We start from the raw sequence: 14,393 nt of genomic DNA, 5'->3' as shown, positions 1-14,393 counted from the left end.
GCAACTGCTTGCCCTATGCCTTTTGGGTGGCACTAGGCCTTATAAAATGGCATTTGCCTTGGCTACAACATTGTCAACGGTGAAACCGAAGTGCTTCATCAGATCGCCGCCTGGTGCAGACTCACCGAAGGTGGTCATGCCCACAACCGCGCCGTCGAAACCGACATACTTGTGCCAGTAATCAACGTGAGCCGCTTCAATAGCCACACGCTTAGTGACAGACTTAGGCAGTACAGACTCTTTGTAAGCCGCATCTTGTGCGTCGAACACGTCGGTCGATGGCAGAGACACTACACGTACCGCCTTACCTTGCTCGGTCAGCGCCTTGGCTGAATCCAGTGCCAACTGCATCTCGCTACCTGTTGCGATCAGGATAAGATCTGGCGTACCGGCACAGTCTTGCATCACGTAACCACCCTTGGCGATGTTAGCCAGTTGCTCATCGGTGCGCGCCTGTGCAGGCAGACCTTGACGGCTAAAGATCAGAGAGGTCGGCGCCTTACGACGTTCGATAGCCATCTTCCAAGCCACAGCCGTTTCAGCCGCATCACATGGACGCCATACCATCATGTTTGGTGTCATGCGCAGGTTAGCCAGCTGCTCAACCGGTTGGTGAGTCGGGCCATCTTCACCCTGACCGATAGAGTCATGGGTATAAACGAAGATGTTTTGAATGCCCATCAGCGCTGACATACGTACCGCGTTACGTGCATACTCCATGAACATCATGAAGGTTGCGCCATAATTGATGAAACCACCGTGCAGCGAGATACCGTTCATGATGCCGCTCATGCCGAATTCACGTACACCGTAGTAGATGTAGTTACCCGCTGGATCTTCCTGAATGCCCTTAGAACCAGACCATAGGGTCAGGTTAGAACCTGCCAGGTCAGCCGAACCGCCGAGCAGTTCAGGTAGGATGGCACCGAAGGCACCGATAGCATTTTGTGACGCCTTACGGCTAGCAATGCTTTCGCCTTTCTCTTGACACTCTTTGATGAATGCCTGTGCTTTTTCTTCGAAATCGGCTGGCAGTTCACCAGTGATCACGCGGCGCTTATATTCTGCAGCCAGTTCTGGGTAGGCAGCCTCGTAAGCGGCCAACTTCTCATTCCAGGCAGACTCGTTAGCCGCGCCCACTTCTTTAGCATCCCAACCTGCATAAACGTTTTCTGGGATCTCGAACGGTGCGTGTTCCCAACCCAGGAACTCACGTGCCGCGGCAATTTCCGCATCACCCAGTGGCGCGCCGTGACAGTCGTGGCTACCAGACTTGTTTGGCGAACCGAAACCGATAACCGTTTTGCAGCAGATCATGCTTGGCTTGTCGGTAACTGACTTAGCCTCTTCGATAGCCGCGCGAATCGCGTCGCTGTCATGACCATCAACACCGGCGATCACATGCCAGCCGTAAGATTCGAAACGCTTAGCTGTGTCGTCGGTAAACCAGCCCTCAACATGACCATCGATAGAGATACCGTTGTCATCCCAAAACGCAATCAGCTTGCCAAGACCTAGGGTGCCCGCCAGTGAACACGCCTCGTGAGAGATACCTTCCATCAGACAGCCATCGCCCAGGAAGCAGTAGGTGAAGTGATCGACGATATCATGACCCGGACGGTTAAATTGCGCCGCCAGTGTCTTCTCTGCAATCGCCATACCCACGGCGTTGCTGATACCAGCGCCTAGAGGACCTGTGGTGGTTTCAACACCTGGGGTGTAACCATATTCTGGGTGACCCGGCGTCTTAGAATGCAGTTGACGGAAGCTCTTTAGCTCTTCGATTGGCAATGCATAACCTGTTAGGTGCAGCAGAGAGTAAATCAGCATTGAACCGTGACCGTTAGATAGGATGAAACGATCGCGATCGACCCACTCTGGGTTATTCGGGTTGTGCTTAAGGAAGTCATTCCAAAGCACTTCAGCGATATCAGCCATTCCCATTGGGGCACCAGGGTGACCAGAGTTGGCTTTTTGAACGGCATCCATACTTAACACACGGATAGCGTTTGCGAGTTCTTTACGAGATGACATGCTCTCTCCTGCTGATTTTATGTTGGGGATTTTGCGGGCAATAATTGGGGGCATATTTTCCCCTACTCGCGGATGGGACGCAAATAAAATTCACCGATTCCCTTAGATTAAATCCATATAGCCGCTAATTTCCCCCACCTAGGGTCCGCCGCTATTTGCCCTTTACTGGGGCTAACGGAATAAGATTGACCACACCAAGCCAGGCAGATTTGATCACCCGCTCAATCTCGCCCGTATCGAAACAAGATAGTTTTAAGTTAGACAAAGCAACTAAAGGCTATAAATAACATAACCTTAGATAACAAAAATAGATTAACTCATCCCAGGCATTAGAATATTTACCCGGTTTTACTCCACAATTTTTACTGAAAAGGGTGTTATCCGATCTGATTTCCACTAAAATGGCCGTCTAGATGTAGATACTTCTACACATTCAAATTGTTTAAAGACGAGATTTTTCCATTATGGCAAAGCACTTGTTTACCTCTGAGTCGGTCTCAGAAGGTCATCCAGATAAAATCGCCGATCAAATTTCTGATGCGGTACTCGACGCGATCTTAGAGCAAGATCCAAAGGCACGTGTTGCGTGCGAAACATACGTCAAAACCGGCATGGTGATGGTAGGTGGCGAGGTGACCACTTCTGCATGGGTTGATATCGAAGAGCTAACCCGCAAGACGGTTCGCGAGATCGGTTACACTCACTCAGACATGGGCTTCGATGCCGACTCTTGTGCGGTACTGAACGCCATTGGTAAGCAATCACCTGACATCAACCAAGGTGTCGATCGCGCCGATCCTAAAGAGCAAGGCGCCGGTGACCAAGGTTTGATGTTTGGTTATGCCAGCAACGAAACCGACGTACTCATGCCAGCCCCTATCACCTATGCTCATGCACTGGTGAAGCGTCAGTCTGAAGTACGTAAAGACAACACCCTGCCTTGGTTGCGTCCAGATGCCAAGAGCCAGGTGACGTTCGCCTACGAAGACAACAAGATCGTCGGCATCGACGCGGTGGTACTCTCGACTCAACATTGTGACAGCGTCAGCCAGTCTGATCTGATCGAAGGCGTGATGGAAACCATCATCAAGCCTGTACTACCTGCACAGTGGTTGAACAAAGAGACCAAGTTCTTCATCAACCCAACCGGTCGTTTCGTTATCGGTGGCCCTATGGGCGACTGTGGCCTGACAGGTCGTAAGATCATCGTTGATACCTACGGCGGCATGGCTCGTCACGGCGGCGGCGCTTTCTCGGGTAAAGACCCGTCAAAAGTTGACCGCAGCGCGGCCTATGCGGCTCGTTATGTAGCCAAGAACATAGTCGCTGCCGGTCTGGCAGATCGCTGTGAGATTCAAGTTTCTTACGCTATCGGTGTGGCAGAGCCAACCTCTATCAGCGTTGAAACCTTCGGTACCGGTAAGGTGTCAGAAGAGGTGTTAATCGGCTTAGTACGTCAGCACTTCGACCTGCGCCCATACGGCCTGACCGAGATGCTTGATCTGGCGCGTCCTATCTACAAGGCAACCGCCGCTTACGGTCACTTCGGTCGTAACGAGTTCCCTTGGGAGCGCACCGACAAAGCTGAAGCGCTGCGCGCAGACGCTAAGCTGTAATCCGCTTTAATAAAAAAACCGCCTACATGGCGGTTTTTTTATGTCGGTACTCGCGTAATTAACCCTTGCTGACCGCTCCTCACCCGTATCAGCGCAGCCGCTAATCGATAAGCGTTGATGGCTTACCTGGCTTTGCATAGCTGAGCCTGCCTAGCCGCTCGGTGCGGTGATAACAATCAAGCCCTGATACACAAACGCTATTGAGCTGCTCGATATCGATGCTGCCATCATTTTTGAGCGCCACATCATCAAGCAAGATATCAGTAATACTGCCAATGACCAGAAAGGTTTGATTCAGTTCGATCCTCTGATAGCTCTCGAGCTTAACGCCGTACTTTAATCGGCTTTGGGCCACAAAGGGCGCCTGCACCTCCTGATAATACTCTGGCGTTAACCCGACCTCGGCAAACTCACACTGCTGCGGCTGATAGCGAGCAGATGTTTGATGAGCCTGTTGCCAAATATCACTATTGACCTGATTAATGGTATAGCTGCCCGTGGCGATAATATTACTCAAGGTATCTCGCGCCACTGAGTTAGGCCGACTGATAAATCCGACTAAGGCTGGGTCTGCGCCTAAGTGAAACACAGAACTGACAATGGCTAAGTTGGTTTGTCCCGACTCACTGATAGTGCCTATGAGATTGGCACTCTTAAAGCCAGACAAACTATTGACCAGATGCGCTCGATAACGCTGCTCCATCTCAGCTAACTGGTTTTGGTCGATATGCACGGTTCGATTTACCATAAAATTGAATCACCATTCCAATCGATAAAGTAGGCCTCTGCAGAAGGCGTCACGGTTTGGGCCACCGCTAACAATCTCTCAGCAACAAATTCGGTTGAAAAGAGTTTTTCTTTGTCGACATTTTGCTGGAAGGGTTTAGACAGGGGTGTGTCGGTTGTACCAGGATGAAATGCCAAAATGACGACATTCTTGGCGCGGCGGGCATACTCAACGGCTGACGTTTGCAGCAACATATTCAGCGCAGCCTTAGATGCACGATAGCTATACCAACCACCAAGGCGATTATCACTAATGCTACCGATACGTGCGCTCATTACCGCGACCACACATTTTTTATCGCCTTTGACCAAGGGCATCAGATGTTTCAGCCACAGCATAGGCGTGACAGTATTAATCTGAAACAGGGTATTCATCGCTTCTACGCTTAAATCTTCGAGCCGTTTCTCGGGCTTAATGCTCGCTTGATGCAAGATGCCGTTAAAAATAAACACATTACTAATAACCAACTGCCTCGTTGCTAGCTCGTTAACTAAGGTGGATATAGCATCTTCACTGTAATCACACTGCAGGGATTCAAGCCCTTCGGCAATCACGCCTAGGGGTCGGCGGCTGATCGCAATAACAGGGCCTTGCAATAACAGCCGTTGAATTAACGCCTGGGCGATAGCGCTATTGGCGCCTATGATGACAGACACCCCTTCACCGTTTACTGCTTGGGTCACTACCGGTTTCATGACAAACCACACTGACCGCTTTCGCAGCGTTTTTTGCCTGTCAGCAGATAGGACACCTTATATCTGTGCTTCGCAAACTTTAAGTACAGGAAGTCTGCGACAGGTTTGATCACTGGCCAGGTTAGAGGCGCCACGTAATGTTTTTTCCCCACCAGCGCCCACGCAAGATAGGTGACGTCTAGACCTGTGAGCAATTCGCCATTTTCGGTTTCACCATGCAATATCTCATTAGCGTACTTGGCATCGATATGTGGGTACTTGGCCGAAAAGTCATCGCTTGCCAAATCTGCCAGTTCAATCGCATCTTCAGTGTCACAACGTTTGAGCTTAGCCATCTCTGCAGCGCACAAAGGACACTGACTGTCATAAAAAATACGTAGTTTCATGAGATAGCGGCCCCCAATATGATCAGATGACATAGCACTGCCACAGCCGTTAGCCGAGTGCGTAATTGAATATATTCATCGGATAAGGTTTTTTCCCGCCACTGCTGCCTGTCTTTCAAATAGACCACCAGATAGCCCACGCTCAATATCAGCAGCGAGACATAAAGATGATTGACGACGATAGCGACCCAAGTGGCGACACTGACCACATTGCTGATGATTAGGAGCTTATCCTCAGTGAGATAGTGAACTTTGCAGCTCTCTCGTCCCCACAAGGTGCCCGCTAAAAACGAGAGAATAATCGCGCTGTAGGTTATGAACAGCATAAAAGGGTCTAGGCTGAAGAAGGTCAACCCCGTCAGCATTAAGCAGGTAGACAAAATAAAGGGGAGTAACCCTGCATACCCCAACATAGAATAAGTTTTGGACATAGACGCACTCTGCTTAAGGGAATTTAAAGATATTACGCATTAAGCAGGCGTTGGGATCATCTTAGGTGACAGGGGCAACTAACGGATAAGGGATTTAGTTTTCATTTCAATCAGATAGCTAAGCCAGCTAAATAAGAATATCCCCAAGGCATCGGCAAATAAATCAAACAGGTCAAAGGTACGTTGCGGCAAGTACGCCTGGCTGCATTCTTCGATGAAGACGAAAACGGCAACAGCAATCGCACCTAAATAGGGCCTAAAGCCACCAAGATAAACACGCCTGAAATTGGTACCCAGGTTAACCAAGAGTGTCAGGGTGCCAAACAGCAACAAGTGGCCCCACTTATCGCCATAAGGCACTCGCTTCACGAGTTCAAAAAACAGATTAGACTGCCCTGTGCTGGCGCTGAAAATAATCCAGCCCAGAAACAGACTAAATAGCACACTTAAGCCGGCAAATAATTTCACCATAAGACAATCACAATCCGTTGAAAAAGCTTAAAGTTAATTAGATTAGCAGTGATCAAAATGACTATATTCCATACACATGAAGCTAAGTTGCTGCGCGTTTAGCACTGGCACCTCGACCTTCCTCGCCACTGCTAACATCTGCTCGCTTGGCGCACACATGGGAGTAATCTTGGCGGCGTAGTCATTGCTATAACCGCAATCAAGCCAGCACTCCTGCCAGTTCACCGCATAAAACGCCCGGCCATCACGATGCAACTCAATAGATTCGCACTTTAGATCAGCTTGCGTTGCCAACGCGATTAACAGCTTAAGGTTATCAAAGGCGCTCAGTTGCACCGCGGCGTAAGGTGCAAGTCGCTGAGCGAGTTCAGGGGCGATCTCAGGCACAGTCTCTGGGTTAGGCACTGTCTCTGAGTTAGACTTTGCCACTCTTGTTTCTCTTGTCACTTTTGCCCTCCTGCACAGCTCGCGCTATCTGCCTGAGTCGATGTGGCTAACAGATAATAGCCGCGGTCGTCGAAGTCAAAAAAATCCAGCACCTGCATCTCGGCCTTATGAGTATGGGCGGCAAAAGAGCGCTCATTATCCTCGGCGATAAAGGTTAACATAAAGGAATATTGAGGCTTTACCAATGCCTTAAGCTTGGCGACCATATCGGCAAAAAGCCCTGCGCCGCGATAGGATGGCGCGATCCAGATGGGGCCATATTGGCAGCTGTTATCGACACTCAGAGGCTGACCAGCCAGGCTATGGTCAGTTAAATTTTTCAGCAGACGACGATAGATGGGCCAAGCCGAAAAAAACGCCCAACTGCCGGCAATCACATAGCCGACAATCTTCCCCTTATGCTGGGCCACGACAATATAGTGGTCGCTGATAAGATCACTAAGCGACTGGGCACTAAATTGTTGTCCGCTCATCAGCTCGCCTCGCTGCTCGGGAGCCAACTCGGCTTGCCACTGACTGGCCTCTAAGGCGGTAATGGCAGCGAGATCGGTGGCGCTGGCCTGCCGAATCAAGAGTTCACTCTCTTGGTCCATGTGTCCCAATGATATCCCCTTTATTTGTTGGGTTATTTGCAAATTATCAGATCGACTACCAAACTTAACAAACCTGAAACACCAATAGCTTAGGGTCGATCATGCTGCCGGAAAACATTCATACGGGTGTGAGTATACTTGAAAACGATAATACACAAATCAACTTAGTCAGGTGGATGCATCAATGTGAGCTGATGAAGCGTTACTTCGAAGCCGACGTCGCCTTTGTCGCCCAGCAGACTGACCTGGGTTTTGAGGTCATCGTCAGCTCCATTAACGACACTCGTAAGTTCATCTCCGGCACCTTATACAATGAAAAGTTTGATATTTTCACCCGGATGTCCAACAGTCAGCCAGAAGGGGTGAGCATCAGCCTGAGCCAGGAATCCAATGCCGAACTGCCTAAGGATCTCGCCACCGCCAGCAATCTGCTATCACGCCCAATCCTTTGGCCAGACGGTACCATCTTTGGTTGCCTCGTTGTAGTCAACCCGGCTAATAGCGAAACGGCCAACGCCAATGCCTTTATGCTGGAACCCTTCCAGATCCTGCTGCAACAAGATCTGGCACTCCTGTGCCAAAGTCAGCGCATAGAGTCACTATCGATGCGCGATCGCGATACCGGCATGTTAAACCATTATGGATTTATCATGATGGCCCCCCGCCAGCTCAACTTAGGCCGACGTTTTGGCGCCCATGCCGGCATCTTATTTTTCGAGCTTTATCCCAACCCACCGCTGATCGACAAGATAGAAGACAAACACATTCGATTGCTGGGCAACATCATTCAAGACACCATACGGACTGCCGATATCGCCGCCCATTACAGCCATAGCCAATTTGTTGTGCTGGTATTTGTCGACGCAGAACGAGATCTGAACCATATCAGCCGCAGGGTCGAAAAGTTACTGCTACAGCAAAACGATAGGCTAAAGCTCGACGCTGGCCACTCCTTCTTCTCTCCCGACTCCTCGGCCAAGTTAGCGCCCATGTTGGAACAAGCTAAACAGCAGCTAAAATCACAGCAAACAACTCAAGATGAGGTGCAAGTAAAATAAGCCCTGTTATTTAGCTTTAGGGCTCTTTGTGTCGATTTGGGTATAGGTGTCGTTAGCAGTTTCACTGTCTGCACAAAGCCTGAGAAACCGAACAAATGACAGGTTAAATTGTACTTAAAGGAGATAAAAAGCAGATTTTGTTCGCAAATTTGAAAATTTACATTCTCACAACATATGATTTTTGAGTATGATGTAAACAGTTTGTGCTGTCAGACTTTCGTTTGACGCACCGCACCTAGCGAGTTATGCAATTTAATAATAACAATAAGAGAGCAATACTATGCTACTACAATGCGCCGAAACCAGCCTTTGGCTCAGAGAATCTGGGCATCCTGCCATTACACTACCACGTTGGCAGCAACAAGTTGATCTACTTAACGAATTTTATCAGTCTAAGGCCTGTATCGTCCTGCAACATATCGAAGGCGAATACCAGGTTGTCTGTAGTCGCCAAGATACCGATCTCAACCTCTACGCCGGCACTCTATTTCACGATGCCAGCCTGACCCAGGCGCTGAGCGCCCACACGGGTTATGGTCTGCTGCAGTTCACCAGCAGCCAAGACAGTAAAAGCCACTTAGCGCAATTTTCACAGCTACTTGCCTTGCCTCTATACTGGTCAGATGGTCAACCTTTCGGCGTCATATTGATCTGTGACAGCCAACGCACCAAACATTTTAGGCGCTTATTGCCGTTACTGGAAAACAGCAAGGCGCTGATCCAGTCTGAACTTAAGCATCTGTTTTTAATGCAGCAGATCCAGATGATGTCGGTACAGGACGATCTTACCTGCATGCTCAACCCCTATGGCTTTAACCTGATGGCACCAAGGCAGCTAAGCCTGAGTCGCCGCTTCGGTTCTCACGCGGGTATCGTATTGCTTCAGGATCTGACCCAGTACAAAGGGACATTAGAACAGAGTCAGGGACTAAGGCAGCTGGCGCGGGTGATTCATCATAATATGCGTGACGCCGACGTATCTGCCCGCATCGAGGATGGACTGTTTGCTATTTTGGCCTTTGTCGATAACCAGGCCAATCTGGATGCCTTGACGAAGAGATTACTCAAGCAGATTGCCAAAGAGGAGATAAAAGCTGAGATCGCGATCGGTGTCAGTTTCTTCACGCCTAACACCCATTTGGCGATAGAACCTATGGTAGAAGCCGCAAGGCAGAACCTACAGGCCAGTGTGATTCGCCAGCAAAAGAACTACACGGCTTAGGCCTGGTCAGACTCCTGCGCCTTTGCCCATTGAATAAACATTACGATGGGGAAAGGTGACATCATTACGAGTCCCAGCCCGATCAAGCTAGAAACGAGCAGAATCCCTTGGATCTGCTCAGTCCACTGAGTAAGACCATAGATCCCCAGCCCCGCCAGCACCATGATCAAGCCTAACCAGTGAGCAATTTTCAATCCGGTCATCATCACTTTATCTTTCCTCTTGTTCGACACAAAGATGTCGGCCTTATCTTAACGACAGCAGAAGCAGCTTACCATGAACAAAATATCATGGAAAAACCCTAAAAAGGGCTTTTTAATTGGCCTTAAGCTTGTCAAAATATTCTTCTCGCTGTTTTGGAATCTCTCCCATGTTTAAAAAGTGTATTTTTATCGCAACCGCACTACTCGGTTTATCAGCCTGTCAAAGTGTCTCCATTCTCGACAACGAAGATCTTGATATTCTAGGCACCTGGCACATCGAAGCCACCCAAGGCAAACCAGTGATCGACTATAGTCCGGCGCAGCTGGTCTTCGCCGCAGATGGTGCACTCAGCGGCAACAACAGCTGCAATCAGTTTTTCGGTCAATACCAACTCGATGGTCGCAGCTTAACCCTCTCCCCCGCTGGCAACACCATGAAAGCCTGTGTTGACGCCTTGATGCAGCAAGAGCAAAAGGTGATGCAGTCTATGTCTATGGTGACTCAAGGTACATTAACCAAAGGTAAGCTGCTGCTCAGCGACGCCGACGGCAACACAGTGCTGGTACTCAGCAAGCAATAATCCTTATCTGCCTGCAATAAAAAACCGCCATTTCGGCGGTTTTTTATTATTCCAATTTATTAACTCGCTTGTTTGTCCAGCTGATCGGCCATCACCTGACTAAGCTCGGCATCGGCGTTATAGTGTTCCAGATTCAGCTCGTCTTCCGATTTGGCGATCACTGTGGTGGCGACTAGGTCACCGGAGACGTTTACTACGGTACGTGCCATATCCAAGATACGGTCGATACCCGCGATAATAGCGACCCCTTCCAGCGGTAAACCAACCGTGGTTAACACCAGCGTCAACATCACCAGACCGGCACCAGGCACACCCGCGGTGCCAATAGAGGCCAGGGTCGCTGTCAATATAATGGTGATATAGTCGACCCAGGTCAGATCGATACCGAAGGCCTGAGCCACAAATAGCGCCGTGACCCCTTGATATAATGCGGTACCGTCCATGTTAATCGTAGTGCCTAGAGGCAACACGAAACTGGAGATCTTCTTATTGACCCCCAAGGACTCGCTGGCGCACTTCATACTGGCAGGCAGGGTACCTGCGCTGCTTGAGGTGGTGTAAGCCACCGCCAATGCGCTGCGAATGCCCTTGAAAAACTGCATAGGATTAAGCTTGGCAACAAAGGTCAGCACTAAGCTATAGAAGCCGATAATATGCAGGGCACAGCCGATGTAGACTGCCAGGATCACCTTAATCAGCGGCATCAACATATCCACGCCGTATTGGCCAGCCACCCAGGCCATGAGACCAAACACCCCATAAGGTGCCAGTTTCATGATCATATCGGTCAGCTTGTACATCGCCTCAGCCAGGCTCTCAAACACCTTGATTGCCGGCTTACCATGATCGCCAATCAATACCAGGGCGATCCCTAAGGCAACGGCAAAGACGATCACCTGCAAAATCTGACCACTGGCCAGGGCGGCAATCGGATTGGTGGGTACGATATTGATCAGTGTCTCCATGATAGAAGGCACCTCTTTTACTGCGCCACTGGCCACCTCCGAGGTCATTCCCAGACCAGCACCAGGCTGCATGATGTAGCCCACGGCCAGACCTAACGTGATGGCGATAGAGGTAGTACCCAGATAGAAGGCAAACGACTTAAAACCGATGCGGCCCATCTTGGCAGTATCCTGCATAGAGGTGACCCCCACTATGAGGGAGCAGAACACTAAGGGGACGATCAACATCTTGATGGTGTTGACAAAAAGCGTACCTATGGGCTTAAGCACTACGGCTTGTTCGCCCAGGCCCAGGCCAGTGCAGATACCCAGCAGCATACCGATAAGGATTTGTAGCCAAAGAGGCACAGACATCCAGCCAGACCAGGCACGGCCTAGCCAAGAAGGGGATTGTTGACGCATGTTAATAACCTTGAATCGCGAGAGTGATAGCCCTTGCCGCCGTCATGAAAGACGCGCGTGACGCAGACGCAAATTGGACGGCGATGATAGCAGATAAAAGCGTAATATGCTGTGATTCACATCAAGGGAGAGCCCATCAGGCCTCGAAATAGACAGATTCCTGTTTCGCATCGACCCTGAAGGTATGTAAGGCGGCGGGAGGCTGCTCACGCTCGATAAGATGGCTCCAATAGGCATCGTCAAAGCCATGAAACAGCTGCTCAGCTTTTCCCTGAGCTTTCAGAATTAAGTACCACCACACCAATCCCCACAGGCCAAAGGTCGCCAAGGTAAGCAGAAAATGTAGCAGGTGACTTACCGCTTCCTGTTCTCGACTAAGCTCCAACTTATCCCGCTGATTTGGATTGAGTTTATTAACATTTTGCTGTTCAGAATCACTCATTTCCCCACCCCATAGCCACTTAGCTGACCCATCTTAAAAGCATAGCAGAGTTAGACTTTAGTCTAAGAGCCAATCGAAAAAATTCTGCCTTGGCTTAGCCATGAAGCATGCTAGAGTATGGCCAAATTTGAAGGAGGCGATAATGCAAATAAGAAAAGGCCAACAATCTGATCTCAACGCACTGGTGCAATTTAATCAGGCCATGGCCAACGAAACCGAAGGCCTTGAGCTAGACCAAGCCACGCTGACCCAAGGGGTACAGACACTTCTGGAAAACCCTGCCCGGGGGTTTTACTTGGTGGCTGAAGAAGCAGGCGAGATCTTAGGCTCGCTCATGGTCACTTTTGAATGGAGCGACTGGCGCGCCAAAGATTACTACTGGATCCAGAGCGTCTATATCCGCCCGCAAAACCGTCGTCAGGGGATCTACGCCAAACTGTATCAATCCGTTAAGAAGATCGCCGAAGAAAACGGCGGCGCAGCCAGCTTCAGGCTCTATGTGGAGCAAGAGAACAGCAAGGCGCAGCAGACCTATGAGGCCCTAGGCATGAAACAGAGCTACTACCTGATGTATGAGGAAAAGTAGGTCCATTCATCCCAATAAAAAAACGCCCTGACGGGCGTTTTTTTATTCTGGTAAGTATTTGGCTTAGGCACAAATACTGGTCACCTTAATCGCCAGGCCGCCCTGACTGGTTTCCCGGTATTTCACATGCATATCTTTACCGGTTTCATACATAGTCGCGATCACCTTATCCAGGCTCACCTTAGGCTCACTGTTACGACGCATCGCCATACGGGCCGAGTTAATCGCCTTCACCGAGGCAATCGCGTTGCGCTCGATACAAGGTACCTGCACCTGCCCGGCAACCGGGTCACAGGTCAGCCCCAGGTTGTGCTCCATACCTATCTCGGCGGCGATACAGACCTGAGCCGGATTTCCGCCCATCAGCTCCGCCAACCCGGCAGCGGCCATAGAACAAGCCACTCCCACCTCGCCCTGGCACCCCACTTCGGCACCAGAAATAGAGGCGTTACGTTTATACAAACCACCAATCGCTGCGGCGGCGAGGAAGTAGCGAGTGTACTCCTTCGGCCCCACTGGCTGGATAAACTTATCGAAATAAGCCAGCACCGCAGGAATGATCCCCGCAGCGCCGTTGGTAGGAGAGGTCACCACCCGGCCACCAGCGGCATTTTCTTCGCTTACCGCCAGAGCAAACATATTGATCCAATCGACGATCATCATGGGATCAGACGACAGACGTTCATTGCTCACCAGCTGACGAAAGAGCGCGGGGGCGCGACGTGGTACTCTTAACGGACCGGCCAACACACCTTCGGTCTGACAACCTCGCTCTATGGCCTCCTTCATGGTTAGCCAAATCGCCTCGAAGCCTTCGGCAATATGAGCCTCACTATGCAGCACCTTCTCGTTCGCCATCATGATGGCACTGATGCTCATGCCTGTCTCTTGGCACAGCGCCAACAGCTCGCTCGCATCGGCGAAGGGGTAAGGCAAGATCACTTCGTTAGCCGCCGTCAGGCCAAAGTGCTCTTCATCGACAATAAAGCCACCGCCAATGGAATAGTAAGTCTTTTTATAGACACACAGCTGACCAACAAAAGCGCTTAACGTCATGCCGTTTTCATGCAGTGCCAGCGCCTCGGAGTGAAACACCACGGCCTCGGGTGGGAAATCCACCCCGTGACCTTCGCTGCCCAGCGGCAAACAAGAGGTCATTGCCACCTGGCGAATAAATTCAGGAGTCAGATCGATATCCACTGTCTCAGGGCTGTTACCCGCCAGCCCCATGATGATGGCGCTATCGGTATGGTGCCCTTTACCCGTCAGCGACAGGGAGCCATAAATGTCGACCTTGACGCTGGTAATATTCAGCAATTCTCCACGCTGACGCAGGTCGTCAACAAAACCTTTGGCGGCCTTCATCGGCCCGACAGTGTGTGAGCTGGAGGGACCCACACCTATCTTAAAAATATCAAATGCGCTAACCATAGTTGTTTCCACCATCAATCGCGCGGTGCCAAAACACCGCGCA

Annotated in this window: 17 protein-coding genes; 5 read left to right on the top strand and 12 right to left on the bottom strand. The window is 50.3% G+C overall.

The window, feature by feature from the left end:
• Nucleotides 1-39: 39 nt before the first annotated feature.
• On the bottom strand, nt 40-2,034 hold the full coding sequence (gene tkt, locus L2712_RS08820) for a transketolase (protein ID WP_033539938.1): 1,995 nt from the start codon (nt 2,032-2,034) through the stop codon (nt 40-42).
• Between the two features lie 464 nt (nt 2,035-2,498).
• On the opposite strand from tkt, the gene metK reads away from it, so the two are divergent.
• Nucleotides 2,499-3,650 carry a methionine adenosyltransferase gene (gene metK / locus L2712_RS08815; protein WP_011864557.1) on the top strand — a complete coding sequence of 384 codons (1,152 nt, stop codon included), beginning with the start codon at nt 2,499-2,501 and terminating at the stop codon, nt 3,648-3,650.
• A gap of 100 nt (nt 3,651-3,750) precedes the next feature.
• On the opposite strand, the gene L2712_RS08810 is transcribed toward metK, so the two are convergent.
• The 7 genes from L2712_RS08810 to L2712_RS08780 all read right to left on the bottom strand — a co-directional run bounded on the left by L2712_RS08810 (nt 3,751) and on the right by L2712_RS08780 (nt 7,460).
• Nucleotides 3,751-4,398, bottom strand: a complete 648-nt coding sequence (locus tag L2712_RS08810) for a flavin reductase family protein (RefSeq protein ID WP_248977540.1) — start codon at nt 4,396-4,398, stop codon at nt 3,751-3,753.
• Complete coding sequence (locus L2712_RS08805) at nt 4,392-5,132, bottom strand: SDR family NAD(P)-dependent oxidoreductase (protein WP_248977539.1); 741 nt, start codon at nt 5,130-5,132, stop codon at nt 4,392-4,394. The genes L2712_RS08810 and L2712_RS08805 overlap by 7 nt, the downstream gene beginning before the upstream one ends.
• Nucleotides 5,129-5,518 (bottom strand): thiol-disulfide oxidoreductase DCC family protein, encoded by a 390-nt coding sequence (locus L2712_RS08800; RefSeq protein ID WP_033539937.1) that lies wholly within the window; start codon nt 5,516-5,518, stop codon nt 5,129-5,131. The genes L2712_RS08805 and L2712_RS08800 overlap by 4 nt, the downstream gene beginning before the upstream one ends.
• The gene (locus L2712_RS08795; protein WP_248977538.1) at nt 5,515-5,949 is read right to left on the bottom strand and encodes a DUF3429 domain-containing protein; all 435 of its coding nucleotides are present in this window, start codon (nt 5,947-5,949) and stop codon (nt 5,515-5,517) included. The genes L2712_RS08800 and L2712_RS08795 overlap by 4 nt, the downstream gene beginning before the upstream one ends.
• A gap of 78 nt (nt 5,950-6,027) precedes the next feature.
• Nucleotides 6,028-6,420: a VanZ family protein gene (locus tag L2712_RS08790; protein WP_248977537.1), complete on the bottom strand. Its 393-nt coding sequence runs from the start codon at nt 6,418-6,420 to the stop codon at nt 6,028-6,030.
• Between the two features lie 42 nt (nt 6,421-6,462).
• Nucleotides 6,463-6,867 carry a hypothetical protein gene (locus tag L2712_RS08785; RefSeq protein WP_248977536.1) on the bottom strand — a complete coding sequence of 135 codons (405 nt, stop codon included), beginning with the start codon at nt 6,865-6,867 and terminating at the stop codon, nt 6,463-6,465.
• Nucleotides 6,864-7,460: a GNAT family N-acetyltransferase gene (locus tag L2712_RS08780; RefSeq protein WP_248977669.1), complete on the bottom strand. Its 597-nt coding sequence runs from the start codon at nt 7,458-7,460 to the stop codon at nt 6,864-6,866. Before L2712_RS08780 ends, L2712_RS08785 begins: the two co-directional genes overlap by 4 nt.
• A gap of 101 nt (nt 7,461-7,561) precedes the next feature.
• Here L2712_RS08780 and L2712_RS08775 point away from each other — a divergent pair, with 101 nt between their 5' ends.
• Together L2712_RS08775 and L2712_RS08770 are read left to right on the top strand one after the other, a co-directional pair.
• Nucleotides 7,562-8,518: a GGDEF domain-containing protein gene (locus L2712_RS08775; protein ID WP_248977535.1), complete on the top strand. Its 957-nt coding sequence runs from the start codon at nt 7,562-7,564 to the stop codon at nt 8,516-8,518.
• A 280-nt stretch (nt 8,519-8,798) separates the two neighbouring features.
• Nucleotides 8,799-9,740, top strand: coding sequence for a GGDEF domain-containing protein (locus L2712_RS08770; protein ID WP_033539931.1), 942 nt, complete (start codon nt 8,799-8,801; stop codon nt 9,738-9,740).
• Here L2712_RS08770 and L2712_RS08765 read toward each other — a convergent pair.
• Nucleotides 9,737-9,946, bottom strand: a complete 210-nt coding sequence (locus tag L2712_RS08765) for a hypothetical protein (protein WP_248977534.1) — start codon at nt 9,944-9,946, stop codon at nt 9,737-9,739. The two genes, L2712_RS08770 and L2712_RS08765, sit on opposite strands and share 4 nt — an antisense overlap.
• Before the next feature lie 164 nt (nt 9,947-10,110).
• On the opposite strand from L2712_RS08765, the gene L2712_RS08760 reads away from it, so the two are divergent.
• Nucleotides 10,111-10,524: an META domain-containing protein gene (locus L2712_RS08760; RefSeq protein ID WP_033539929.1), complete on the top strand. Its 414-nt coding sequence runs from the start codon at nt 10,111-10,113 to the stop codon at nt 10,522-10,524.
• A 59-nt stretch (nt 10,525-10,583) separates the two neighbouring features.
• Here the strand turns inward: L2712_RS08760 and L2712_RS08755 are convergent, their stop codons facing one another.
• Together L2712_RS08755 and L2712_RS08750 are read right to left on the bottom strand one after the other, a co-directional pair.
• Complete coding sequence (locus tag L2712_RS08755) at nt 10,584-11,891, bottom strand: dicarboxylate/amino acid:cation symporter (RefSeq protein ID WP_248977533.1); 1,308 nt, start codon at nt 11,889-11,891, stop codon at nt 10,584-10,586.
• 136 nt (nt 11,892-12,027) lie between these two features.
• Nucleotides 12,028-12,333, bottom strand: coding sequence for a DUF4234 domain-containing protein (locus L2712_RS08750; RefSeq protein WP_088903888.1), 306 nt, complete (start codon nt 12,331-12,333; stop codon nt 12,028-12,030).
• 142 nt (nt 12,334-12,475) lie between these two features.
• Between L2712_RS08750 and L2712_RS08745 the strand changes: the two genes are divergently transcribed.
• Entirely contained in the window at nt 12,476-12,919 is a 444-nt protein-coding gene (locus tag L2712_RS08745; RefSeq protein WP_033539926.1) for a GNAT family N-acetyltransferase, read from the top strand.
• A gap of 63 nt (nt 12,920-12,982) precedes the next feature.
• Here L2712_RS08745 and L2712_RS08740 read toward each other — a convergent pair whose 3' ends face one another.
• A complete protein-coding gene (locus L2712_RS08740; RefSeq protein ID WP_248977532.1) occupies nt 12,983-14,350 on the bottom strand; it encodes an L-serine ammonia-lyase in 1,368 nt (455 codons plus the stop codon).
• Between the last annotated feature and the right edge of the window lie 43 nt (nt 14,351-14,393).

This window comes from Shewanella marisflavi (assembly GCF_023283925.1).
Classification (GTDB): domain Bacteria; phylum Pseudomonadota; class Gammaproteobacteria; order Enterobacterales; family Shewanellaceae; genus Shewanella; species Shewanella marisflavi.
Note: the sequence above shows the minus strand (reverse complement) of the source record. Positions and strands in the feature narration are given on the sequence as shown.

Coding starts and splice junctions, on each gene's coding strand:
- L2712_RS08805 (WP_248977539.1), bottom strand. CDS start 5,132: ATGAAACCGGTAGTGACCCAAGCAGTAAACGGTGAAGGGGTGTCTGTC.
- L2712_RS08795 (WP_248977538.1), bottom strand. CDS start 5,949: ATGTCCAAAACTTATTCTATGTTGGGGTATGCAGGGTTACTCCCCTTT.
- L2712_RS08755 (WP_248977533.1), bottom strand. CDS start 11,891: ATGCGTCAACAATCCCCTTCTTGGCTAGGCCGTGCCTGGTCTGGCTGG.
- L2712_RS08770 (WP_033539931.1), top strand. CDS start 8,799: ATGCTACTACAATGCGCCGAAACCAGCCTTTGGCTCAGAGAATCTGGG.
- L2712_RS08800 (WP_033539937.1), bottom strand. CDS start 5,518: ATGAAACTACGTATTTTTTATGACAGTCAGTGTCCTTTGTGCGCTGCA.
- metK (WP_011864557.1), top strand. CDS start 2,499: ATGGCAAAGCACTTGTTTACCTCTGAGTCGGTCTCAGAAGGTCATCCA.
- L2712_RS08765 (WP_248977534.1), bottom strand. CDS start 9,946: ATGATGACCGGATTGAAAATTGCTCACTGGTTAGGCTTGATCATGGTG.
- L2712_RS08745 (WP_033539926.1), top strand. CDS start 12,476: ATGCAAATAAGAAAAGGCCAACAATCTGATCTCAACGCACTGGTGCAA.
- L2712_RS08810 (WP_248977540.1), bottom strand. CDS start 4,398: ATGGTAAATCGAACCGTGCATATCGACCAAAACCAGTTAGCTGAGATG.
- tkt (WP_033539938.1), bottom strand. CDS start 2,034: ATGTCATCTCGTAAAGAACTCGCAAACGCTATCCGTGTGTTAAGTATG.
- L2712_RS08760 (WP_033539929.1), top strand. CDS start 10,111: ATGTTTAAAAAGTGTATTTTTATCGCAACCGCACTACTCGGTTTATCA.
- L2712_RS08775 (WP_248977535.1), top strand. CDS start 7,562: ATGCTGCCGGAAAACATTCATACGGGTGTGAGTATACTTGAAAACGAT.
- L2712_RS08780 (WP_248977669.1), bottom strand. CDS start 7,460: ATGGACCAAGAGAGTGAACTCTTGATTCGGCAGGCCAGCGCCACCGAT.
- L2712_RS08740 (WP_248977532.1), bottom strand. CDS start 14,350: ATGGTTAGCGCATTTGATATTTTTAAGATAGGTGTGGGTCCCTCCAGC.
- L2712_RS08750 (WP_088903888.1), bottom strand. CDS start 12,333: ATGAGTGATTCTGAACAGCAAAATGTTAATAAACTCAATCCAAATCAG.
- L2712_RS08790 (WP_248977537.1), bottom strand. CDS start 6,420: ATGGTGAAATTATTTGCCGGCTTAAGTGTGCTATTTAGTCTGTTTCTG.